Source organism: Dorea phocaeensis, from assembly GCF_900240315.1.
In the GTDB taxonomy this organism is placed as follows: Bacteria; Bacillota; Clostridia; order Lachnospirales; family Lachnospiraceae; genus Dorea_B; species Dorea_B phocaeensis.
In genome coordinates, this window is record NZ_OEPZ01000003.1 from 237,743 (window position 1) to 261,657 (window position 23,915).

At 41.9% G+C, this 23,915-nt stretch carries 16 protein-coding genes; all 16 read right to left on the minus strand.

The features are described from left to right. Positions 1-18: 18 nt before the first annotated feature. Positions 19-1,935: a DUF2142 domain-containing protein gene (locus tag C0979_RS08185; protein ID WP_145995110.1), complete on the minus strand. Its 1,917-nt coding sequence runs from the start codon at positions 1,933-1,935 to the stop codon at positions 19-21. Between the two features lie 126 nt (positions 1,936-2,061). Continuing rightward, on the minus strand, positions 2,062-2,412 hold the full coding sequence (locus C0979_RS08190) for a DUF2304 domain-containing protein (protein ID WP_101695498.1): 351 nt from the start codon (positions 2,410-2,412) through the stop codon (positions 2,062-2,064). Positions 2,413-2,424: 12 nt separating this feature from the next. After that, positions 2,425-3,117: a glycosyltransferase family 2 protein gene (locus C0979_RS08195; protein ID WP_101695499.1), complete on the minus strand. Its 693-nt coding sequence runs from the start codon at positions 3,115-3,117 to the stop codon at positions 2,425-2,427. Between the two features lie 2 nt (positions 3,118-3,119). Next, entirely contained in the window at positions 3,120-4,274 is a 1,155-nt protein-coding gene (locus tag C0979_RS08200; protein ID WP_101695500.1) for a glycosyltransferase family 4 protein, read from the minus strand. Next, positions 4,264-5,154, minus strand: coding sequence for a LicD family protein (locus C0979_RS08205; RefSeq protein WP_101695501.1), 891 nt, complete (start codon positions 5,152-5,154; stop codon positions 4,264-4,266). Before C0979_RS08205 ends, C0979_RS08200 begins: the two co-directional genes overlap by 11 nt. Then, entirely contained in the window at positions 5,138-6,445 is a 1,308-nt protein-coding gene (locus C0979_RS08210; protein WP_200816252.1) for a lipopolysaccharide biosynthesis protein, read from the minus strand. The genes C0979_RS08205 and C0979_RS08210 overlap by 17 nt, the downstream gene beginning before the upstream one ends. Positions 6,446-6,522: 77 nt before the next feature. Next, positions 6,523-8,922 (minus strand): MBL fold metallo-hydrolase, encoded by a 2,400-nt coding sequence (locus tag C0979_RS08215; protein ID WP_101695502.1) that lies wholly within the window; start codon positions 8,920-8,922, stop codon positions 6,523-6,525. A 176-nt stretch (positions 8,923-9,098) separates the two neighbouring features. Then, the gene (locus C0979_RS08220; protein ID WP_101695503.1) at positions 9,099-11,414 is read right to left on the minus strand and encodes a L,D-transpeptidase family protein; all 2,316 of its coding nucleotides are present in this window, start codon (positions 11,412-11,414) and stop codon (positions 9,099-9,101) included. 33 nt (positions 11,415-11,447) lie between these two features. Then, on the minus strand, positions 11,448-13,436 hold the full coding sequence (locus C0979_RS08225) for a L,D-transpeptidase family protein (RefSeq protein ID WP_101695504.1): 1,989 nt from the start codon (positions 13,434-13,436) through the stop codon (positions 11,448-11,450). A 46-nt stretch (positions 13,437-13,482) separates the two neighbouring features. Then, positions 13,483-14,979 (minus strand): NlpC/P60 family protein, encoded by a 1,497-nt coding sequence (locus C0979_RS08230; RefSeq protein ID WP_101695505.1) that lies wholly within the window; start codon positions 14,977-14,979, stop codon positions 13,483-13,485. A gap of 145 nt (positions 14,980-15,124) precedes the next feature. After that, on the minus strand, positions 15,125-16,204 hold the full coding sequence (locus C0979_RS08235) for an acyltransferase (RefSeq protein ID WP_101695506.1): 1,080 nt from the start codon (positions 16,202-16,204) through the stop codon (positions 15,125-15,127). Positions 16,205-16,221: 17 nt separating this feature from the next. Continuing rightward, positions 16,222-17,760, minus strand: a complete 1,539-nt coding sequence (locus C0979_RS08240) for a BCCT family transporter (RefSeq protein ID WP_101695507.1) — start codon at positions 17,758-17,760, stop codon at positions 16,222-16,224. Then, entirely contained in the window at positions 17,747-18,484 is a 738-nt protein-coding gene (locus C0979_RS08245; RefSeq protein WP_101695508.1) for an NTP transferase domain-containing protein, read from the minus strand. Before C0979_RS08245 ends, C0979_RS08240 begins: the two co-directional genes overlap by 14 nt. Next, entirely contained in the window at positions 18,477-20,237 is a 1,761-nt protein-coding gene (locus C0979_RS08250) for a phosphotransferase (protein ID WP_101695509.1), read from the minus strand. The genes C0979_RS08245 and C0979_RS08250 overlap by 8 nt, the downstream gene beginning before the upstream one ends. Positions 20,238-20,385: 148 nt before the next feature. Then, positions 20,386-21,993, minus strand: coding sequence for a CAP domain-containing protein (locus tag C0979_RS08255; RefSeq protein ID WP_101695510.1), 1,608 nt, complete (start codon positions 21,991-21,993; stop codon positions 20,386-20,388). Positions 21,994-22,067: 74 nt separating this feature from the next. Then, a complete protein-coding gene (locus tag C0979_RS08260) occupies positions 22,068-23,900 on the minus strand; it encodes a GBS Bsp-like repeat-containing protein (protein WP_101695511.1) in 1,833 nt (610 codons plus the stop codon). Positions 23,901-23,915: the final 15 nt, after the last annotated feature.

Below are 23,915 nucleotides of genomic sequence, written 5' to 3' on the forward strand. Positions count from 1 at the left end.
ACCTCGAAACTCTTATTATTATCGTCCGATTCCGACCAACGTTACAAAGTAAAGTGTCATACAATTCAAATAAACCGAAAATAGTATCAAATAGTGATCAATTCTTTTCTTGATCGTAATATTATTATTTTGCAGCATGACAATAATCATCGGCAGGATCGGCAAGAAATACCTTCCCTGCACACCTTGAATTAAGGTATCATGCACGCTTGTATGATCCAAAAACAGCACCATGATAATCACTGCGGAAACTCCAGCAAAAGTAATAATCGAAGTCCAGCGCATCCCTGCAGATACTGTATAATTCTCTTCTTTTCTCTGAATCAGACTCAACAAAAGTATTACAGTTAACGCGATTATAATGATACTTGGCACTCCAATTTCAAGCCATCCCAATGGAGATGCAATCATCTGAGAGAAATATTCAGACACTCTTCTTTCTAAAGTCCGATAAAAAATCTGAATCACAGCCCCCAAATTATTAAGACAATAATCCAAAGATACTTTTGTTCCCCCAGGCGCACTTCCACTTGACAAGGCACCCTGAACGGCAGACAACTTCACCGCCATACTTACGACCCCGCCAAGCAAAATCGTACCGCATGCTACCATAGTCTTTTTCTTTTTTCCTCCAAATTTTGCACAAGGGATAAATAACGCCAATATTAAAATTGGTAAATACACAAATTTAATGGATGCAATCGCCACTACAATACATGCAATGATTAAAATATTGGTCCATTTAATTTTTTCGTCTTTATAAATCAATCTAAACAGATATGCAAACAGGAAAAAGCAAATGCCAAATAATACAGAATCATAATTGTAAGAGACAACCTGCTGCATCGTCATTGGGAATATACCAATAATAAATAGAGTCACCTTTCCAATTGGAATAAACCGCAATGCCCAAAACATGATAAAACAGTACCAAAGCAAAGCGAATACTCTTCCCAGCAGCACAAGCTGCGCTCCGTTCATATCCAGCATACGCGCCAAGGTAACTCCCAGTACCTGTGGTATATATCCCGGATGAAGCTTAGATAAAGATGTTCTAGTACTTACCATTTCATCTGAACTATCAATCTTTCCCAATGTTCCCTGCATAAAATGCATATATGCTTCTCTGCTAACCGTCGTCCTATTTCCCCAGGCCTCTTTTTCTACCAATATGTTATCTTCAGCATCACTGGTAGGCTCTCCTAAAATCTGACTGCTCTCTTCATAAACCGTCACAAAGTGCGCAGGTTCATCGGGAACAACAAACGGAGGAATTACAAACAAGTACAAGATTCCCAATACGAGTGCACATCCAACAAACATCCACTCCAACGGTTTCTTTTTAACCAGAAGTACGCAAATACCCAAAATCGCAAGACTTCCGCCAATATAAAAGGCAAAAGCGAAAAATTTTAGATTCGCATAGTTCCCATTTGTAACCCGATATGGAACAATTTCGTCCTCTTGGGTTCCATCCACTGCAAGGGCTGTTTCCGTATCAGAATCCTTTTCAACTTTGATAAATCGGCTTTGCACTTCGCCTTCAGATTCGACAGAAAAATTAATGATTAATTCTTCCCCTTCTTCAACCTTCATTGGCTTTTCCAGTCCAAAGTCAAAAAATCCGCTCCTGTTTTCCTGATTCAAATCATACGTCCACGCGTGAATTTTATCTCCATTTTCTCCTTTTTGCAATTCAACCTTTAACAGTTCTTCATGCTCCACGGCAGTCGTATCTAAATACAGAGAAATCCCCTGCATCTCAGTACTTTTCACACGTATTTTCTGAGATACATTTTTTCCATCCTCTAGCAGAACGCCTTCTGTCCCTGTTAATTCGCTTGTCTTTCCTTCTGTATAAACAACTTGCGGCTGAACCATTGCAACCTGCCATTCATTTTTATAGGCCACCAGCATGGACATCGAAAACAACAACCATAATAGACTTCCTGCTATTACAATTTTATTATTTTTAAGAAACTGAAAAAACTTTATGTCAAACTTTCGTTTAGATTTTCCACCCACTTCACTACCTTCTTCCCTGCAAAATATTTACTCTTTTTAACATTCTTTCTCTTCTCTAATACGTTTTTCGAACAATGCCAACTCCTGCGTCAACTCCTTAATCCGAATAGACATTCTGGAAATTGCTACTGTTAAAACAAAAATAATCATCAAAGAAAAACAAAATCCAAAGAAAAACAACATATTAACCGGGCTTGCAATTCCCACTTTTCTAGACAGCCATGTAATCAACTGCGGAAAACAATCTAAAATCAGAATCGCCACACCAACTCCCAACCATGAAAGAGCATATCGAAGTTCTAATTTCTTCTGCCGAATCATATTAATAATTACGCCTAATGCCAGCAGAACGATAATCCCAACTATTATCTGAATTCTTATGTTCATCAACTCTTCCTCCTAATATTTTCTAATTCTTTCTATCAACATGGCCAACGTTACTTTAATCATATAGTAAATTGACTTCTTCGGAGAAATGGAAGACACGCCGCCTTCCCTTTCATGCATAATAACCGGTATTTCTTTCACAATCAACTTCTTCCTCAATACCGCCACAACACTTTCCGGCTCCGGATAATCTCTAGGGTAATCTTTTGCGAATATCTCTATTACATTTCTTCCCACCATTCTAAGTCCAGATGTTGGATCTGTAATAACCGCTCCTGTCAACACTTTGATTAAAGTTGAAAAAAACTTAATTCCCATTCTTCTGGCTGCTGATGATTGAAACCCTTTCTTTTCAATAAACCGGGATCCTATCACCATATCCACTTTGTTTTTTTCAATATATTCTGCCATTTCATTCAAGAACTCCGGATCATGCTGTCCATCTCCATCAACCTGAACTGCAACATCATATCCATTAACATATGCATACTTATATCCAGTCTGTACTGCTCCACCAATTCCAAGGTTAATAGGCAGATTTACAATATTATACCCTTTCTGTTCACAGATCTGTTTTGTTCTGTCCGTAGAACAATCATTAATGATTACATAATCAAACTCTTTTGCATCTTTCTCAATAGAAGTAACTGTTTTTTCTATATTCTCCTCTTCATTAAACGCTGGTATAATAATTAGTTTTTTCACTTTTAATTCTCCTCGCATATTTTTTCCACTTGGTTTGCAACAATGCCCCAAGTGAAATGATCCTTTATCCTATTATAGGTTAACTCGATTCCTCTTTCCCGTTTTGCTTTATCTTCGATAACATGTTCTAATGCTTCCAAAAGAATCTCTTCGTTATTATTTGGTATCACGCATCCATATTCATCATTAATCAACAGTTCTCTTGCTCCACCTCGCGCCGTAGTCAAAATATAGCACCCACACGCTGCCGCCTCAAGAATCGATGTGGAAAATCCCTCTGAAAAAGAAGGCAGACAAAAAATATCTGACTCAGACAACAAAGCAACAATGTGTTCAAAATCAATTCTTCCCACTGGAATAATATGTGAATTCTTTCTTTGATTGATCTCCTCTTCCATATCACCATCTCCAGCAATAAAAAGATAGACATCGCTTCGCTTCTGGTTGATCTTATCCATCACATTCAAAAGTTCCGGCAGACCTTTTTCCTTTAAAAGTCTTCCTGTAAAAGTAATTACTGTAGAATCCTCTGGGACATGATACTCTTCTCGATAAGAGATTGTATTTTTTTTCTGCAATTCCTGCACTTCCTCCAAATCAATAGAATTATATAAAACCCCCTTGGCTTTGATATGAAAGTGTGACAGCCATTCATTGCAAGCTTGTGATACACCATAATAATCTTTACAGAAGATACCGTCAACCTTCGTAAGACAATGTTCAAACACCGCACCTATTGTGTCCCAAAACTTATTATGCACTGAAAGATGACTCGTTCCATGATCCAATGTAATACATTTGATCTTCTTTTGTTTTGCCAGCATCATTCCATACAGAGAATGAGGATAAAATCTTGTATTCACAATCACCATATCAAATCTGTGATTTTTCAACATCCGGTGGATTTTCCGAAATGTTTTATTCATTTTTAAGACCGGATATCTGCCATCCAGCAAATTCCAACATGGCACACGGTACACCGGAATGCCATCTACCCTTTCATATTCTGCTAATCGATATACATTTGAAGTCACAATCACTACTTCATTTCCATCTTCAATCAGCTTTTTTGATAAATTAAATGTATATCTTTCAACACCTCCCAAATGTGGAAAATACTGTGCTGCAAAGATACAATATCTCTTCTTATCCTTCATAAATTGGATCCTCTCCTTCAAACTGAATTATTAACGGCATATGATTTACCCTTTCATTTTCCGGTGGTATCTGCATGTAATCACCATAAACTTTACTCAAAAATTCATGGTTGTTTGCAGGAATATTCACTCTCAAGTTTTCAAATTGTACTTCTTTCATTGGAAATAATCCATTCTTCTTTATTCGATCCTTTAAACACCCTGCATATTCAAAAGAGGTTACGTATTCACTTCTACCGTCGCTGTTATTGTAAGCTGTAGACACTTCTACAAATCTCTTGTAGAGCTTTTGCGGCGTGATCCGAATAAGCTTTAACAGAATATAGATGAGCTTACACCCTAAAGCAGCAATTTCCCCTTTGAATCCGCCAAAAGGAATCAGCGGATAAGCACTTCCAGAAAGGAACAAAAGCTTTCCTAAAATATTTGCTTTCCTTCCCTGTCTGACAGCTGCCTTCTGATCTGCCGCCACATAATCAAATGGAAAAATATCCATAAAAATACACTGTTCACATTTCAAATCCTGGGATGCCTCAGATACAAATTTCGTCCCCTTTCTCTGAATATGGGTAACTGTACATGCATATCTTCCATCGATCTCTGGTGTCAGAAGATTATATTTTTCTCCCAGCTCGTCCTGAAAAACTTCAAAAAACTTATTGTAATCTTCCCGCAGCATTCCTACATCAATATCGTCATCCCACGGAATAAATCCGCTGTGACGTACTGCCCCAATTGCTGTACCATATACTACAAAATATGTTAAATTATATTTTTTGCATACGCCAATGAAATCCGATAAAATTTCCAATTGAACACGATGTAGTTTCTCCAGAACCGCATCGTCATACCCTCTTGCCTCTTTATAACGCTTTGCCACTTTCTTCTTCTCCTAACACCTTCAACTTTTTACTTGCTTTATAAAAATGAAATGCAAACATCACTGCTGTAATAATCAAAAATACCGCCATTGCACTTGCATACGATAACGACGCTCCTAAAATGCCCCAGCGCCCTGTCATCATTTCTGCTGCAAATTTGATATAAATATATGTAAATACATATGCCAAAATCAAAATGTATTGCTTTCGAATCACAACCAATGCATTATCTAAAACCGCCGCAAATGTATACATACATCCACCCACAATAATAATCAATAATTCCATTTTATAATCTTTCAAATCCACTGCATATACAATGGAAAGAATAGGAATTCCAAGCAACGCACTTCCGATCAGAAGCAAAATTCCAATTCCAAATAGGCTGATCATAATTTTCATCAATATTTTCAAAAATTCCTTCGCTTTTCCTATATTCCACACAATTGCCATCTTTGTAAGTAACGGGCGGAATACAATATAAGCCAAGTTCAAAAAAGACGCCGGCATAAATATAATGTTAAATACCGTCTGCAAGCCCTGCGCAAGGCTTCCTTGCTCAATCGCAACATCCAGCACCATTTTGGGAGCATTCATAATAGACATCATTAAAAATGCATTGATGAACAGCGGGAACCCTTCTATCGTCATTTTCACAACCCAGGATAAACCTGCCTTGTCCTTTTTGGCAGTCTCCCGAAAGGCCTCTACACCGTAATGATATCTGATATCATAGACAAAGAAACAAACCACATATACAACAACCAAAACTGCTCCGGACAAAATCAAGTTTCTGGTTGTAAACAATACGACTCCAAACCCCAAAACTGCCACAACAATTCGATAAGTAAGTGCTTTTCCCGAAAGATCCAAACGTTCTTTCTGCTGAAACCATCCTTCATAAACATCAGCTAACGAATCCACAGCCCGGAATATACACATCAACAGTACCACAACTGCCTTCTCGCCACTGTATCCGCGAATCATTACATAGGCGTAACTGCTGATCATCATTATTCCAATTGTAATCATTCTATAAATCAAATATTGCCGAAACCGAAATACTCCTGTAACATCCGTAGCCTGATACATTCGTATCTGGAATGTCCCAACCGTTGCCATCAACTGGCTGATTGTCCAGGCTATACTAAAAATATCTGCCTGTCTGTCATCCAAAATGCGCGTCACAATCATAAGCGCAACAACAGAAAGTAATGCATTCGCAATACTTCCTGTGATATTCCATATATATATTGACCGCTCACTGGGTCGCTCATTTACCTTTTTCATCATAACCTCTTAATGTGTAAGATTTTTACTTTATCTTATCTATTTTAAAATAAATGAGTGATAATGTCAATCGGGCTCTACTTCTGCACCCAAAGTCCATTTTCGTCTACATAAAATCTTCCATCCTGAACCCATTCTGACACAGCCATCTTACCATCAGACTTCATGTAATAATTGCCAACCCAAGTATTTGCCGCCATTTCTCCTTGATCATAAAAATAGTACCAATGTTTCTCTATCAGCTGCCAGCCGGTTACCATCCAGCCTGCCTCATCAAAATAATACTTTTTACCGTCAATCTTTTCCCAATCAGATTTCGTGTAACTTCCATCCTCGTGGCAATACCACCAGCGGTTCCCGGATAAAACCCACTGATTTCTCGGTTTCCCCGGAATCCATACGCCAGACTCGTCCACATAATACACGCCAATCCAGGTGTCTGTCGCCATAACTCCAGTAGAACTCAGATAATAATTGCCAACCCATGAATTTGTCACCATTGCTCCACTGTCATTGAAATAGTACCACTCTGATCCTATTTGCTGCCAGCCTGTCACTATCCAGCCTGCCTCATCAAAATAATACCAGTTCCCATCTATTCTTTCCCAATCAGACTTCGTGCAACTTCCATCTGCATGACGATACCACCAACGATTTCCAGATAAGATCCACTGATCTTTCATTGCACCCGGCACCCACACTCCTGATTCATCGACATAATCATTGCCAATCCAGGTATCTGTCGCCATCGTTCCGCCAGGTTCAAAATAATAACACTTTCCGTCAATCCACTGCCAGCCGATTACCATCCAGCCTGCCTCATCAAAATAATACGTCTTCCCAGCAATCACTTCCCAATCAGACTTGGTATAGCTTCCATCCGGGTGGCAAAACCACCAGCGGCTTCCAGATGAAATCCATTGACCTTTTCCTGCTTCCTGTATCCAGATACCGGATTCATCCACATAATCATTCCCAATCCAGGTATCTTTCATCAGCGCACAGTTTTCATCAAAATAGTACCAGTTCCCGTCAATCTGCCGCCAGCCTTTCACTGCATTTCCCTGTTCATCCAAATAGTAATTTTTTTCTCCTTGATTTAGCCAGGCTTCTCTATAATACTCGCCGGTTGGCAGCCACCATTTCCAATTTCCGTTAACCCATGCCCAACGTTCCTGGGTTTCAAGCGCTCCTCGATAGTCAAAGCAATACGGAACACCATCTATTTCATGTGCTCCTTGATCAGTAAAGGTTCGCCCATTCTCATCAAAATAGTACCACGTTCCGTCTATTTCCATCCATTCCGAAGATAATTTCACATAATCTGTCTCGATTCCGGATTCCATAAATTCTGCAACTACTGCCGCAGAATCCGTTGCGGTTGCATACACCTCTGCCTTCGGCAGACAGTCTCTTTCTCTGGCATTGAACCATGATTTGTACCCCGTTACCACCACATCTTTGGGATTCAGAGAAGTCAGAAAATAGGTTGTATTATTATAATCCAAAGAATGATGATTCATCTTCATCAAATCCAGGCTAATGGTTTTTTCCATATTCTTCTTGGATTCATCAAATATCGGTTCCCCGTCTGTGTCCGGCACCACACGTGTTTCTGGCAAATCCAGGTCCACACTGCTTTTTTCTGCATAATTTTCTTTTGGATAACTATCTTCTAACTCAATCTCAATTCCTTGATTTTCATTCTGATTTTCTTCCAACTCTCCCAATTCTTCAATCAACTTGTCTGCAATCTTTTTGGTGTCTCCCTCTGTCGGATCCAGATCCGCCGTTAAAAGAGCTGTTTTCCCTCGTGCAGTAACTTTAGTAACAATACAATTCTCATTTTCACCCGCAACTGGAAGCACATTTCCGCCTTCATCTTTACGCCGTTCCAGATTCATCAGATCAATCGTCATTTCTCCCAACAAAAAGGAACGATACTGCGCATTTTCTTCCTGATCCAGGTCTGTAATAATCTGGACTCCGTTTCGATTCGCCGCATCAATAATGTCGTCATATACATACTGGTTATCCCATAAATGAGATCCATTTTCCTCCAAAATATAAGCGTCATCATAACGGTTAATATAAAGCCGATCCGTTGGAAATGTATCCAAAATCTCATCCCCACTACCAATGTGATCACTGTGAGAATGCGTAGCAATATAAAAATCTAATTTCTCTACTCCCTGACTTTTTAAATAGTGAATTACCTGCTGTTCATATCCGATTCCACTGGTAATTCCTTCCCGAAGAGGATATCTTGCATCCGTTCCATCCGGGTACTCCCAGTCTTCTCCGGAATCCACCAGTCCATAATGCCCATTACTCTCAAGCAAGACCGCATCTGTCGTACTTGCCAGTGATATAAAATGTATCTTTGTCTCCTGATCTGACGCGGCAACTTCGCCTGGAAGAGCTAATATTCCCGTCATCACCATTCCGGCTAATATTATTCCACTATATCTCTTCATCTTATTTTTCCTCCTCTGTACTCCTGACTCCTTGCCTTCTACAGGCCTCTTCCTCTATTTTCATTCGTCTCTTCTAAGCACTTTTTTACTCAATACGGTCTAATTATATATGATTTTCCAAAAAAAAGGAAGGAATAGCTCAAAAACTATTCCTTCCTTTTCTATCCAACTATCCCCTAATAAGTTAAAACTGTCGTACCAATTGGAATATAATCATAAAGCCATTTTGCGCAATTGATATTCAGTCTGACACATCCATGAGACAATTGCATTCCTAATCGTCCATCAGACAATCCACCTGTATATTTGCTGTACAGAACACTGTGGAAATAATAATCTCTATAGAATGCCGTATACCAATAACATCTGGCAGATCCCGAATCAAAATATTGACCTTTCGTATACACCTGATATACTCCTTTTGGCGTTGGCGTACCCGGTGCACCCGGTGAACATTTCCAAAAATAGAGTAAATTCCAATCTCCTGTGCTTCCCGTAAACACACCTACATTACATGCCCAGCAATCCACCAATAACAGGTATCCTGTCGTACTGCTCTGTGTCTGTGCTCTCAAGAACATATTATATTGTTCTGCTGTCAGCATTGCGCCATTTCCCTGCACATACCAACCGCCAACAAACGTATTCTTTGCCATCATACCATGAGGCTTTCCATAACCATCTCCATCTTGATAGAAATAATACCAGGTTCCACCAATTGCTTGCCAGCCGGTACGCATTGCTCCATCACCAGCCAAAAAGTACCATTCGTTATTAAGATTCAACCAATTAGTAGCCATTGCTCCATTCACATGCATGTAATACCAATTTCCACCAATTACATGCCAGCCATCAGCCAGCATCTGATTCTGATTCTTTGGATCAAAATAATACCATGCGCCACCAATTGCCTGCCAGCCAGACATAATCTGTCCTGAATCCGGATGATAGTAATACCAATGACCTTCTTCATCCTGTACCCAGCCTGCTCTCATGGAACCATTTGCAGTAAACGTATACATTTGACCATTGATTTCTTTTTCGCAATTTTGGAGCATCAGCCCAGGATGTTCCGCATTCGATCCATCCAGATAATACCAAAGGCCTCCATCCTTTAACCAACCAGTCAAAAGAGCTCCTGTAGATGCTGCATAATACCTTCCTTCCGGTCTTGTTATCCACCCTACAAGCATTGCTCCCGATTCTCTGAAAAAGTAGGTGTGACCACCAATATTCTTTTTATCATCCGCAACCATCAATCCTGGGTATTTCGTATTGGCATCATCTAAATAGTACCATACTCCGCCAATATTTTTCCAACCAACAGAGCCTGTTGCATCTGTATAATACCAGCCTTCTTCCTGTTTGATCCATCCAGTCTTCATCACTCCGCTGATATCAAAAAAATAAGTTGCATTTCCCAGAACTTTTTTAGAATCCGAAATCATCAACCCAGGATATTCCTCATGCGCCGGATCCAAATAATACCAGTTTGCTCCTACCTGTATCCAACCATTTACCTGCGCTCCACTGCCATTCGCATAATACCAGCCTTCCGGTCTTAATACCCATCCAGTCAGCATTCGTCCGGTTTCTCCAAAAAAGTACGTCTGATTACCAATTACCTTTTTACCATCAGCAGCCATCAAACCTGGATATTCTGCATTTGCATTATCCAGATAGTACCATGCTCCGCCAATATTTTTCCAGCCAACAGAGCCTGATGCATCTGTATAATACCAGCCTTCTTCCTGTTTGATCCATCCAGTCCGCATAGCTCCGCCAAGGGCAAAGAAATAAGTGGAATCGCCAATCACCTTTTTGCAATTCTCTGCCATACGCCCCAGATATTCCGGATCGGTACCATCCAAATAGTACCAATTTCCTCCGATTACCTGCCAGCCCGTCAGCATAGCTCCGCTTCCAGCAGTATAATACCAGCCCTCAGGTCTTAGAATCCAGCCAGACTTCATCTTTCCTGATACATCAAAGAAATAGTTGTGATCTCCAATCGGATATTTCCCATCTGCCAACATAATTCCCGGCTTCTCAGCATTCTCACCATCAAAGTAGTACCATGCTCCGCCAATCACTCTCCAGCCAGCTGCCTTTTCACCAGATGCATCATAATAATACCAGTCACTTCCCTGTAAAAGCCAACCCGGCGTTCCCGTCTGCCCCGGCGCCATCGGCTTTTCCAATTCTTCTGGTTTCTGTGTTTCTTCCGTTTTTTCTGGCTGCACTGCCAGTTCTCCACCTGCTGGGGTTCCCGCCTGCTCAGGCTGTTCCCCACCATCTGTCGGCGCCGCAGCGCCTAATCCTTCTGTGCCTTCCGGTATCACACCATCCATTTCAGATGCTTCCGGTACCACTGTCTCCTTCACATTCTGCGGGGACGGCTCTTCTGCCCTCGCATAAGAAACCGGCCCTGTCACCATCGCAAAAGTCAATGCAAGTGCACAGATTTTCTGCACTAATGTCTTTTTCCTCATGTGCTTCTCCCTTTCCTTTAGTATATATATTCTTTAGTAAACTACGACCGTCGTACCACTCGGCACGGTATCATAGATCCACTTCGCATTCCCGATCTCCAGTCTGACACATCCGTGAGACAAATGCATTCCAAGTCTTCCATCTGCCAGTCCTCCTGTATATTTATTATAAAGAACACTGTGGAACAAATAATTACCATAGAACTGTGTATACCAGTAACATCTGGATGATCCCGAATCAAAGTAATATCCCTTGGACTGTACCTTGAACACACCGCCAACCGTTGGTGTAGACGGCGCTCCAGGAGAACAACTCCAGAAATAGTTCAAATTCCAAGCTCCAGCATGCCCTGTAAACACACCCACACGGCATGCTGCTCTGTCAACCATAAGAAGATAATTCGTGTTACTGCTGTATGCCTGCGCTCTTAATGCCATACCGGACTGTTCAGCTGTAAGCATTACGCCATTTCCTTGCAAACGATATCCATCAATCGTTGTATTTCTCGCCATCATACCATGAGTGCCGCCATGTGGATCATTTTCTGTATAGAAATAATACCAGTTATTGTCAACCCACTGCCATCCGGTACGCATCGCTCCATCGCCTGCCAGGAAATACCATTCTCCGCCAAGATTCAGCCATCTTGTTGCCATCACGCCATTATCATGCATATAATACCATGCTCCGCCAATGACATGCCAGCCGCCTTCCATCATCTGATTATTGTTCATCGGATCCAGATAATACCAAGCTCCGCCAACACGCTGCCAGCCAGACATCATCTGTCCCGATTCCGGATGATAGTAATACCAATGTTCCTCTTCATCCTTCACCCAGCCTGCCCGCATAGCTCCATTTTCCATGAAGGTATACTCCTGATCTCCTATTTTTAATTTACAATTCTGTACCATTCTTCCTGGGTACTCTTCATCTGAGCCATTCAGATAATACCAAAAGTTTCCTACCTTCACCCAGCCTGTCAACATCGTTCCGTCAGCGGATGCATAATACCAACCTTCTGGTTTTAAGATCCACCCTGTTAACATTTTTCCGGAGTCTCCAAAGAAATAGGTACTTCCACCAATAACCTTCTGCTCGTTTGCCAACATTTTCCCCGGATATTCTGTATCAAAACCGTCCAAATAGTACCAGGCTCCACGAATCCATTTCCATCCTACAGCGCTTATTGAATCTGCATAATACCAGCCCTCTGGCTGAGAGATCCAATCCATCCGCATAGCTCCACTTCCATCAAAGAAGTAGGTAGCATTTCCAATTACCTTTTTCTCATCAGCAAGCATTAATCCCGGATAATCTTCATTCTCAGGATCCAGATAATACCAAGCTCCACCTACCTGTGCCCAGCCCGCAATCTGGTTTCCACTTTCTGCCGCATAATACCAGCCTTCCGGCTCCTGAACCCATCCGGTACGCATCAGTCCGCCAACAGCAAAGAAATAAGTCGCATCGCCAATGATTTTCTTCTCATTCTCTGCCATACGTCCTGGATATGTTTCATTCGTTCCGTCCATATAATACCAGGCTCCGCCAATACTCTGCCATCCCGTCAGCATTGCTCCGCTTCCATTTGTATAATACCAGCCTTCCGGTCTTAGAATCCATCCAGACTGCATCGCTCCAGATGCTGCAAAGAAATACGTCTGCCCTTCAATCTGACGTTTCGTATCTGCCAGCATAACCCCCGGCTTCTGCGTATTACTTCCATCAAAATAGTACCAAGCTCCGTTAATCACTCTCCAGCCAACAGCTTTTTCGCCAGACACATCATAGTAATACCAATCCTTCCCCTGCAAAAGCCATCCCGGTGTCCCGGTGTCTCCCGGCAGCTCCGGCTTCTGAATTTCTCCTTGTTCCTCCTGTCCCGGCACCTCTTCAACATCTTCCTGCTCTATTCTCTCATCGAACGTTTCCCCCTCTGCATAAGAGATCGATGCAGTCAGCATTGCAAAGGTTAGTGCAAGGACACACATTTTCTGTATCATCTTTCTTTTCCTCATAATACCCTCCTTTTCTTATTTCATTTTCATCAAATCCTCATAAAAACTATAGGTATCTTCTTACCAGTGCAAGATGATTCCCTCGATCCCACTGTTCATAATAGTCCACTCCCTGGATCAGGGTTCCATACTTTGTATTTAACGCATGCATCAACATTCCATCTCCTAAATACAACGCCACATGAGAGAAACCTGACCCTGACTGATATACCAATATATCTCCCGGCTTCCATAAGTTTCTATTATTCTTATCAATATTCACTCCGCCGGCTGCCTGAAGATAAGTAGTCCTTGGAATCGTAATACCTCCGATATAATGCAATGCCCATTGTGTAAATCCACTGCAGTCCCATCCACTTGGAGTTGTCCCACCGTAACGATACGGTACATAAACATACTTCTTTATTTCTTCAAATTTCCCCTCCAAGCCATTGACTGCAATTCCGTTGGATGTAATCGTCCAGCCATCTACCATTGTGTTAACTGCCATAACTCCTGTTGTTCCACCGAGAGGATCATTTTCGGTATAAAAATAATACCAATGGTTATCAATCCACTGCCAGCCAGTTTTCATAGCTCCATCTCCGCCAAGATAATACCAGCCTTCCGAGCCAAGCAGCCAATCCGTTGCCATCGCTCCGCTTCCAGTCATATAGTACTTTTGTCCTTGAATCAAATGCCATCCTGCCCCTGTCATCAAACCTGGATATTCCGAATTTTCTCCATCCAAATAATACCAAGCCCCGCCGACAAGCTGCCACCCGGTCTTCATAACTCCGTCTCCGCCAAGGTAATACCAGCCTTCTGGTCTAAGAACCCAGCCCGTATGCATCGCTCCGGACACAGCAAAAAAATACGTATCCTTCCCGATCACTTTTTTGCAGTCAGACGCCATTACTCCCGGATGCTCTTCCTCTGTTCCATTCAGATAATACCAAACTCCGCCGACAAGCTGCCACCCGGTCTTCATAGCTCCGTCTCTGCCAAGATAATACCAGCCTTCCGAGCTAAGCAGCCAATCCGCTGCCATCGCTCCACTTTCTGTCACGTAATACCATTGACCCTGGATCGAATGCCAGCCTGTTCCCACCATCAGCCCAGGATGCTCTGTATTCTCTCCATCCAAATAATACCAAACTCCGCCAATATTCTGCCATCCGACTGCCTTCGCTCCGCTTCCAGTCATATAATACCAGCCTTCTGCACTCAAATACCAGCCTGTAACCATGTACCCGGCTGAATCAAAGGCATAATCCGTTCCATCAATGGTTACCATTCCATCGGACGGCCAGGTTCCATTCTCATACGCATACCACCATCCCGATGCATTCAGCACCCAATGTCCCGTCTTTTCTCCTTCTCTTCCACTTTCTTGAATTTCCTGCTCAGATACCTCTAAGCTCTCAGGCTGTACCTCCGTAAATGGACTTTCCGCCTCCTGCTGCATTACTGGTACTTCATTTTCTTCTGCTCGAACCGCAAATCCCGATAAGCCAGAAATTCCCAGTGACAGTATCAAGGCAATCACTAAATTTCTCTTCATTGTTCTTTCCTTTTCTTATCTATTCTTTTTGAAAATCTAACTAGTAAGTATAATCTTCATTATCATACCACAATTCCTCCCCAAGTTTCAATACAACGAAAAAGGATATGAATGAATCATACCCTTTTTAGCTCCTGTTAACTTTTTAAAACTTTCTTTCTATACAATTCACTGCACGTCTGCATAATCCCCGAACTCTCAATATACGAAACAACTTACTTCTGCCAAATTCTATAACCAAACATAGAACAAATACAGCCCCTGCAAATACCAAGACTTTAAACTCCATGACAAATGCATTCGATTCCAAAAACCGTACTGAAGATCCTGCCATAAATTCATTTCGCATCAGTGGATGATCATGTATCATATAAACCCCCAACGTCAACGGAGAAACCAATTTTATGAACCTAACCGCATGATCGCCCAATTTCAGTTTACTGCTCAAAATCACCAATGAAATCGCTGTTAATAATATCGTAGGAGAAGTATAGTTAACAAGCATATTGCCATCTCCTATATTTGCAAAATTTCCTCCCAGCTTCATCTCTACTATCATCTTAAAGCCAAACGTAAATAAAATCATAGATATGGAAAATGCTCCCAACTTTACACAGCTTAGCTTCAAACCAATTTGGTATTTCCCGATATAGGCTCCAAAAAGGTATAGGATACACAGCCAAATCGTACTCAACCCTGCCCCTAACGTATACGGATCATAAGGCGTAAGTACGGTTGGCAGAACGCTCATCATTACAAATGCTCCTAACAACACCTTTTTCAGACTACTCCGCGACAGATTGCAAATTGCCGAATTCATAACAGGCCCCAATAAATACATACCGAAGTAAGAGGATAAATACCACCACTGCCCTCTTGTAATCGGAAATATCGCTGTCAATACATTATCTGTACTCCTTACAGCCGGATTAATATAAAATACAAATCCTGTTAATACTACCGAATAAAACAAAACCTGCATCCACAATTCACTAATTTTTTCTAACTTAAAAGAGGATTTCCACATTACATATCCACTGATCAGAGCAAAACAATCTACTGCACAATATGCCGATATTTCTGTCAACCATAATCCCCAATATTTTCCACTATGTATTTCTACACTTCCAAGAATTCCTCCATGCCCTAACGTATGTAATATAACAATTAAAAACATCGAAAAGATTCTTAATAAATCGATTCCATAATTTCTGCTTTTTTTCAATGTTTTCTCCTCTTCATCTATTTTTTTATCTCTTCCATATACTTCTTCGCATCTTTTAGGAAACTTGCTACAATCAGCACAATCACCGCTCCAACCGGAAATGCTGCTATAATGCTCACGGACTGGAGATTACTCATGGAACTGTCGGAAAATACCAGTGCAATCGGAAGTAAAATCAACAGTACGCACCACATTAATTCTACCACCTTGTGCGGCGTCTCATCTTCTTTCAGTCTGTGATAGCTGTAACAGGAGGCAATCAGTGCAATGGAATCAAACGATGTCGCATAAAAGGCAATCATCGTAAGCAGAAGAAGTACCAGCACCAGCGGAGCGCACGGAAGCGTCCGAATAATTGAGATAATGACCTCATAGAGATCCCCCGATTTCTCATAAATCGCAAGAAAATCGGCCTTTCCCATCACTTGAGCACCCAGGGAGTAATTTCCCAGGATAATGAAACTGATAATCGTGGAACCAACGCCAAATACATAACCGCCCACAATCGTCTGACGCACGGTTCTTCCCCTGGAAATGCTTCCGATAAAGAATGGAGCCGCTACACACCATACCATCCAGTATGCCCAATAGAAGATGGTCCAGTTCTGAGGGAACGATGTAGTCCGTTCCGGATCCGTAAAGGTTGCCAGTTCAAAGAAATTCTGTACCATTCTTCCCAACGCTGAAAATCCGGTCTCCACAATATATCTCGCCTCACCGCCAAACAAAAGTACAAATGCCAAAAGTCCAAAGAACAAATAAATACAGGATTTCGCCAAAAAGCTGATTCCCTTAAATCCGTGCAAAAGAGAATACGTATAAATGATACAGGTAACAATCAGAATCACGATCGTCACCGCTGTCCGACTTAATTCTACATGGAACAACTCATTGATCACACTTGCCATAAGCGGTGTTGCCAGACTGAATGTGGTAGCAGTTCCTGCGATTAGTGCAAATACGGCCAAAAGGTCAATGATTCTTCCTCCCCAGCCATCGGTATGTTTTCCAAGAATCGGGCGGCATGCTTCTGAATACTTCTGTCTCTCTCTCTTTCGCACGTGAAGCATAAATCCAAATGCAACCGCAAGTACCAGATAGAATCCCCACGGAATCAGACTCCAGTGAAAGATCGGATACACGCTTGCCCAGTCCTGGATACTTCCAAGCTCTGCAATATGCGGATCCGTTGCATACAGAATCCATTCGGAAAAGGAGTAGAACAAAATGTCTGCCGCCAGACCTGCCGTAAACATCATGGATCCCCATGCAAAGAATGAAAATTTCGGTTTCTCATCCTGCCCTCCAAGGACAATATTGCCGTACTTAGATCCCGCCACATAGAAGGAAATCAAGAATACTCCCAGTCCAATAATCAAGTAATACGTACCAAATGTGTCTCCTAATACAAACCGGATCTGACTTAATACCGCATTGGACTGTTCCGGCATGCAGAAAAAGAGAACACACAGCGCAACAATAATTCCCAACGGCAGCAGCGTGATCATCCAATCTATTTTCTTATATTCTTTCTCCGACTGATTATTTGCCTTCATTTTCTCTTCCTCCTTCTACATACTTTCGGTAACTTTCATCCAGCTCAGCTAATTCTTCCAGACTATCAATTTCAACAATATCGCCTCTGTGCATTTGACGAATCCCCAGCTGATACTCCTGCGGATAACAGAACAACGCCACATCGTCCCAATATATCTGCGTATTCTTCTTCTCTTCAAACTCTCTTTCCAGATGCTGCTTCAGTTTCTGCCCGTCTTCTTTGGACCACCTTGATACGCTGTATAACTGCCAGCCTTTTTCTCCGCCGGTTCTGCTGCAAGAAGTCACAACACCTTGCGTTTCCGTCAGAAGCCATTCGTCTGTCTTCTCTTCTGTCCAGATGCAATTGTATCCAGATCGTTCAAATTCAACCGCAAGAATTTCCGGGTTATAAACCAACTGATCCCCGTCTAAAATCATTGCATTTTCAAGATGTTCTCTTGCCACATACAAAGATGAAATATTATTGCAGGTGTCATAATACGGATTTTCAATCAGCTTCAAGCCTGGATACTCCTGTTCCAAAATGGAAAATTTTTCTTTCAAATGACCTACCACAACATAGATCTCTGTAATCCCATTTTCCTGAAGTCCCCGAATTACGGTATCGATCATTCTAACGCCATTCACTTTTACCAACGGCTTTGGCGTGTGCAGGGTAATCGGCTGCATACGCTTGCCAAATCCTGCCGCCATAATAATTGCTCTTTCTACTCTATTCATATCTTTTTGCATCCTTTTCCAGTTCTTTCTTTACAATCCGGTAATATTCTTTTGCATAGCGATATTGTTTGAGAGAATATTCTCCAAATTCCACACCGCAGATCCGTTTGTATTCACACCAATTGCTCCAAAGGAGACCACATGTTGCGATATAACAGTAGATTTTTATCCGGACGCTTCTGTCTGTATCGCCATCAAAATAAAAATCAATCAATTGATCAATCTGTTCTCTGTCATACATGGCATAGATTGCAAACATCGCAATATCCACATGGACATCCTGCATGCCCGCATACTCCCAGTCAATCAAATAGGTTTCATCCCCTCGGATCAGGAAGTTATCACACACTGCATCAATATGTGTTAATGCCACCTGTTTTGGCTGTGCATCAATATACTGCCGCAATTCATAGACTCTCTTCTTGGTATCTTGATAGTCTCTGTAAGCAGATGTCTCTTCTCCCCACAGACTCTCATAATATTCGATTTGATCATACAGATCAAAGGCATGAGCAACCTTTAGATTTAACTCATGGAATTTCTTTAAATACTGCATACACCGCTTTACATCTTCCGGTTCTTCACTATTACAGTTTCTCACTCCATCCATGTACTCAGTGATCTTATAACCATTTTCCGGTGACATATAGATCACAGGATCTGTAATATCCCGGCCAGCAAGCTGCGTATACACATCGTATTCCTGCTTCCTGTTGATCATCTTATCGGTGCCTTCCCCCGGAATTCTCATAATATACTTTTTCCCTCGGCAGGAAAACTGAAATGACCGGTTCGTCATTCCTTTCTTCAATGCCCGAATTTCGGTAATCTCTTTTTCTTCGCAGGCAAGCACCTGACGAATCAACTGGATGACGCCTGATTGCAGCTGATTAGAATCACTGTCCAATTCACGAAGTTCTTCATACGTATTGATTTCACAGACCATTTCGCTCTTTACTTCTCTAGGTTCTGTCATCATTCTCTTGCCATCCCAAAGCGCCTGTTCCCAAAATGCATGATCATATTCCTTCTGCCCTGCCATCACTTTTAATGCTTCCTGTACTCTCTTAGCTTCATTTTGGAGAAGGTAAGCAATTCCAATCATGCAATTTCCTTCTTCTTCTCCTTTCACGGACACCAGTTCTTTTTTTCGATTCACCCGCACAGAACTTCTCTCATCCTTCTGCTCTGTCACCATATACCAGGAATACCATTCATGCCCCGAAAACGGATTCTCTTTGCACCAGATGTCGCACGGAACAATGTAAGTATTTCCCAATCTGTTCGCCACACAATTTAAAGAGTGCAAATTATTCTTCGCTGCATAATCCTTGTTAAACACCAGCTCTACACCATATTTATCAATCAAGTATTCATACTGCTCCTTCATAAATCCGACAACCACATAGATTTCCCTGATCCCAGCCTGATGAAGCTGACAGATCATGCGTTCAATCAGTGGTTCTCCTTTTACTTCCAGAAGTCCCTTCGGTACTTCTACATTAATTGGAACCATACGCATTCCGTATCCGGCCGCTAATATTACCGCATTCTTTGGCTTTTTGGTCTCCAATTCCTTTTTTGCTTTATCTGTCAGACATTTGTTCTCATCTATATATCCTTCTTCTTTTGCCTGCTTCAAAGATGCATTTACCGATCCCACTGCATATCCGGTAAGTTCCGCAAGTTCTCTCTGATTATATTCTCGATTTTCCTCTAATTTGTTCACAATATCATATGCTTGTTTGTTCATGTACTTATCTCCTTTAATTTTTATGAACATCTAAAGTATATACCTGTCTTCCTGGTATTGCAATACTTTTTTACATTTTTGCTGGCAAATCATACTTTGGCATAAAAAAAGGATCTCACGAAGAGATCCTTTTTCTATTCTTTCAATTTTACAATGCAAACAACTGAACACAATAGGTCTGGTATGTATTTCCCACTTTCAGTTTAAATACAGAAATTCCTACGGAATTTGCATTTGGAGAAAGCATATTCAAGTTATGTCCTACAGATGCTTTCCAACCTGCCATAAAGTCTTTTGCCGTCATATAAGAGGATCCTGCCGCAATGTTCTCTGCCACTGCCCGGTCGTATACGCTGAGACAGTCCGTTCCATTTGGTCTGGTGTGCTCAAAATTATAGGCAATCTCATACCCTCTGGTATCTACAGCTGCCTGAAGCGCGAAGTTTGCAGGCTGGAGAACTTCCAAGCCTTTCTGCACCCGGTATTCGTTCAACTGCTTAAAGATATCATCCGCCATCTGCGTATCAAAGTAACCAACTACCGTTGCTTTCTTTCCATTTACCAACTCTACTTCATAGACTTTTTCGTTGCCGCTTAACGGAACCCATTTGCCGTCTGATCCCACGTAATGTCCGCCAATCCATTTGTTCACTGCCATGGTTCCATCTGCCTGTACATAATACTCTCCGATCCACTTGGATGTCTGTTTCACGCCCTTACTGTCACTGTAATACCAGTGTTCTCCAGCAATAAACCAGCCCACCTGCATAGCTCCGTCTGCTCGAACATAGTATTTATCTTCAATCCACTGTGATTCATACATGCGTCCGGTCTCAGGATCACAATAATATTTAACACTTCCAACTTGGATCCAGCCTTTTTTCATAGCTCCTGACGTATCATAATAATGCCAGCCATCTTCCTCCTCAGCCCAGCCGGCTACCATCATTCCATTATCCTTGAAGCTGTAAATCTGTCCGCCAATCGTCTTTTTCCCGGTTACCATCATTCCGTTTGGCTCCAGATAGTACCAGGCAGCTCCATCTTTCATCCAGCCGGTTACCATCGCTCCGCTTCCGTTTAAATAATACCAGGCTCCGTCAATATTCTGCCAGCCCATTGCCATCGCTCCGCTTTCCGTCAGGTAATACCAAGCACCGCCAATTACCTGCCAGCCCGTTGCCATCGCTCCGCTTCCGTCCAGATAGTACCAAGCGCCTCCGATATTCTGCCAGCCCGTTACCATATAGCCTGCCGCATCAAAGTAATACCATTTTTCTTCGATCAACTTCCATGTACGTACTGGATAACTTCCATCTACATTGCGATACCACCAGCGTCCTCCTGTGTTTATCCACTGTGCCGGTCTGTAGTGTGTAATCCATGCCCCACTGGCATCTACATAATAGTCACCAATCCAGGTATCAGAAGCCATCAGTCCATTCTCTTCCATATAATACCATGTACCATTAACAACCTGCCAGCCAGTCAGCATCACACCATTCTTGTAATAGTACCAGCCTTCTTCCTTCTTCACCCAGCCATTTAAAATCTGAGGTATTTCTTCAGACGGATTCGCTCTCTCCTCACTTACAGCAGACTGTTCTATCACTCCATCTAAATTTGCCTCTTCTGCCAAAACTGCATTTGTCTGTTCTTCTGCAAATACCAGCATCGCATCCATTGCAATTACAGAACCACTCATCATTACCGTTAATCCGGCAGCCAGGATTCGTTTTCTCAATTGTATCTTCATATTAACCTCCCACGTTCTAAATTTATTGTTATTAGAAATTATACCATACCCTCTATGATTTTTAAAGGCATTTATCACTCTACCATTCCGACAGCGTTTCCAAGCGCTGTCTCTTCTCCATCAGAATCCACTGCATATGCATGAATTTGGTACTCCCCTGTTTGATAATTAAAGCCGGGGATATTAATATTCACATGGTAGTTCCCATCTTCTCCCTGCTCCATCAGAATCCACTGAAGATCGCTTTGATCTTCTGCTGTCCATACCGCCAGCTGCAGTGACTGAATCTCTCCCTTTACATTCCTGATATTTGACACCGTAACCGGAAGCGCTCCCGACTGAAATTGATAACTGTCTACCGCAATATCCGCCGCCGGAAGCTTTCCGTCTCTTGCCAATATTTCCTCTTTATTCTCATCAATATCTGCCAGTTCTTCCATCAGCTTCGACTTTCTTCCAATCTCATTCTTCATAGTTGGAATACCAAATCGTTCAATCAGCGTCTGCTTGGAAGAGAACAGATTCGTCCCCAATCCAAGCTGGTCTCCTTCAATCACTGCTCCCAGTGACGCAACGGTAGTCGGAAACATATCAAAAGTGGTGTACTCCCTCTTTGAAGCCGTCTCCACCTTTACTGGCGAATTCAGATATGCGGTATACACTTTTCTTTCATAATCACTTTCAATATTTTCGCAGAAATCACTGTCCATCGTAGGATGATCTCCTGCCAATACAATCGTTGTATTCTCGTAAAAGTCCTGCTGCCTGATCCACTCTATAAACTCCTCTACCTGTCGGCTGGAACATGCCATTACATTGGAATATTGATCCTCATACGTATCCGGACAACGCTCACAAGGATACCCATCTTCAAAATGCGTATCTACCGTTAACATCGTTAAATTAAACGGCGTATCCTGACCTGCTAATTCCAGAAGTTTTTCTTTCGCAAACCCAAAAAGCTTTTGATCCTCATAGCCCCAGAACACCCGATATCCTGCCGGAATCATTCCCGTTTGGCTTGCATATGTATAATCCACCATGTCATAGTTGCCATGTTCTGTAAAATACAATTCCCTTCCGCCAAACTTTGCTTCCGAGCCGATCAACAGTGTTTGAGAATATCCTTCTTTTTTTAAAATATCTCCCAGTGTAGTCGTGCTTGCAAAAAAATGATCCTGTGTATCCATGTAATTGGAACTAATGGATATATTCAAAGGAAGCCCCGACGTCTGCGCAAACATCGCTCCCATCGTCCAGGTCGCTCCCGGCATCGCATATCCTCCATTGAGATGATCGATTTCCCCCGAAAAATCTTCACTTTGCTGTGCCAGCTTCGTAAGTTCTGGAATCACATTCTTCTCAAATGCCCCTCCATTTTTTTTGTCTGCGTAAGTCGTCTCCATAGATTCCAGAAAAATATAAATCAAATTTCGCTTCTGATCCGGAAATGAAATCTCTACTTCTTCTGGGTCCACGTAATAATCATCAATAAAGGTGGAATAGGATCCCTGCGACTTCACGTAATTTCCCACATCCAGCTCATTCCACGCGCCGCGAACAACGGTTCCAGACAGTATCAATGAACCGATAATTCCGATACTCATCAATGCATAATAACGCCGCTTCTTTCGCCACGCAGCCAAAAGGATCACAAGAAACAGCAATACCAATATGGTCGGTACTACACATACATTCAAGTATTCTAATATCATTCCTTCATTCGTACCTTCCAGCGGTGCTGTTATGTGATAGACCAGCTCATCCATTGTAAGGTTACTCCACGTATCAAACATCCAGCGAATGCTAAAACAAAGCAGCGTAGCAATCACAGCCAACAAGATAGTCATTGCCGTCCCAATAATTTTTCCTGTTTGTTTTAAATAAGTCCTTCCTTTTTTATCCATTGTATCTGATCTTCT

Coding starts and splice junctions, on each gene's coding strand:
- C0979_RS08225 (WP_101695504.1), bottom strand. CDS start 13,436: ATGAGGAAAAGAAAGATGATACAGAAAATGTGTGTCCTTGCACTAACC.
- C0979_RS08230 (WP_101695505.1), bottom strand. CDS start 14,979: ATGAAGAGAAATTTAGTGATTGCCTTGATACTGTCACTGGGAATTTCT.
- C0979_RS08255 (WP_101695510.1), bottom strand. CDS start 21,993: ATGAAGATACAATTGAGAAAACGAATCCTGGCTGCCGGATTAACGGTA.
- C0979_RS08250 (WP_101695509.1), bottom strand. CDS start 20,237: ATGAACAAACAAGCATATGATATTGTGAACAAATTAGAGGAAAATCGA.
- C0979_RS08220 (WP_101695503.1), bottom strand. CDS start 11,414: ATGAGGAAAAAGACATTAGTGCAGAAAATCTGTGCACTTGCATTGACT.
- C0979_RS08245 (WP_101695508.1), bottom strand. CDS start 18,484: ATGAATAGAGTAGAAAGAGCAATTATTATGGCGGCAGGATTTGGCAAG.
- C0979_RS08190 (WP_101695498.1), bottom strand. CDS start 2,412: ATGAACATAAGAATTCAGATAATAGTTGGGATTATCGTTCTGCTGGCA.
- C0979_RS08210 (WP_200816252.1), bottom strand. CDS start 6,445: ATGAAAAAGGTAAATGAGCGACCCAGTGAGCGGTCAATATATATATGG.
- C0979_RS08260 (WP_101695511.1), bottom strand. CDS start 23,900: ATGGATAAAAAAGGAAGGACTTATTTAAAACAAACAGGAAAAATTATT.
- C0979_RS08240 (WP_101695507.1), bottom strand. CDS start 17,760: ATGAAGGCAAATAATCAGTCGGAGAAAGAATATAAGAAAATAGATTGG.
- C0979_RS08200 (WP_101695500.1), bottom strand. CDS start 4,274: ATGAAGGATAAGAAGAGATATTGTATCTTTGCAGCACAGTATTTTCCA.
- C0979_RS08215 (WP_101695502.1), bottom strand. CDS start 8,922: ATGAAGAGATATAGTGGAATAATATTAGCCGGAATGGTGATGACGGGA.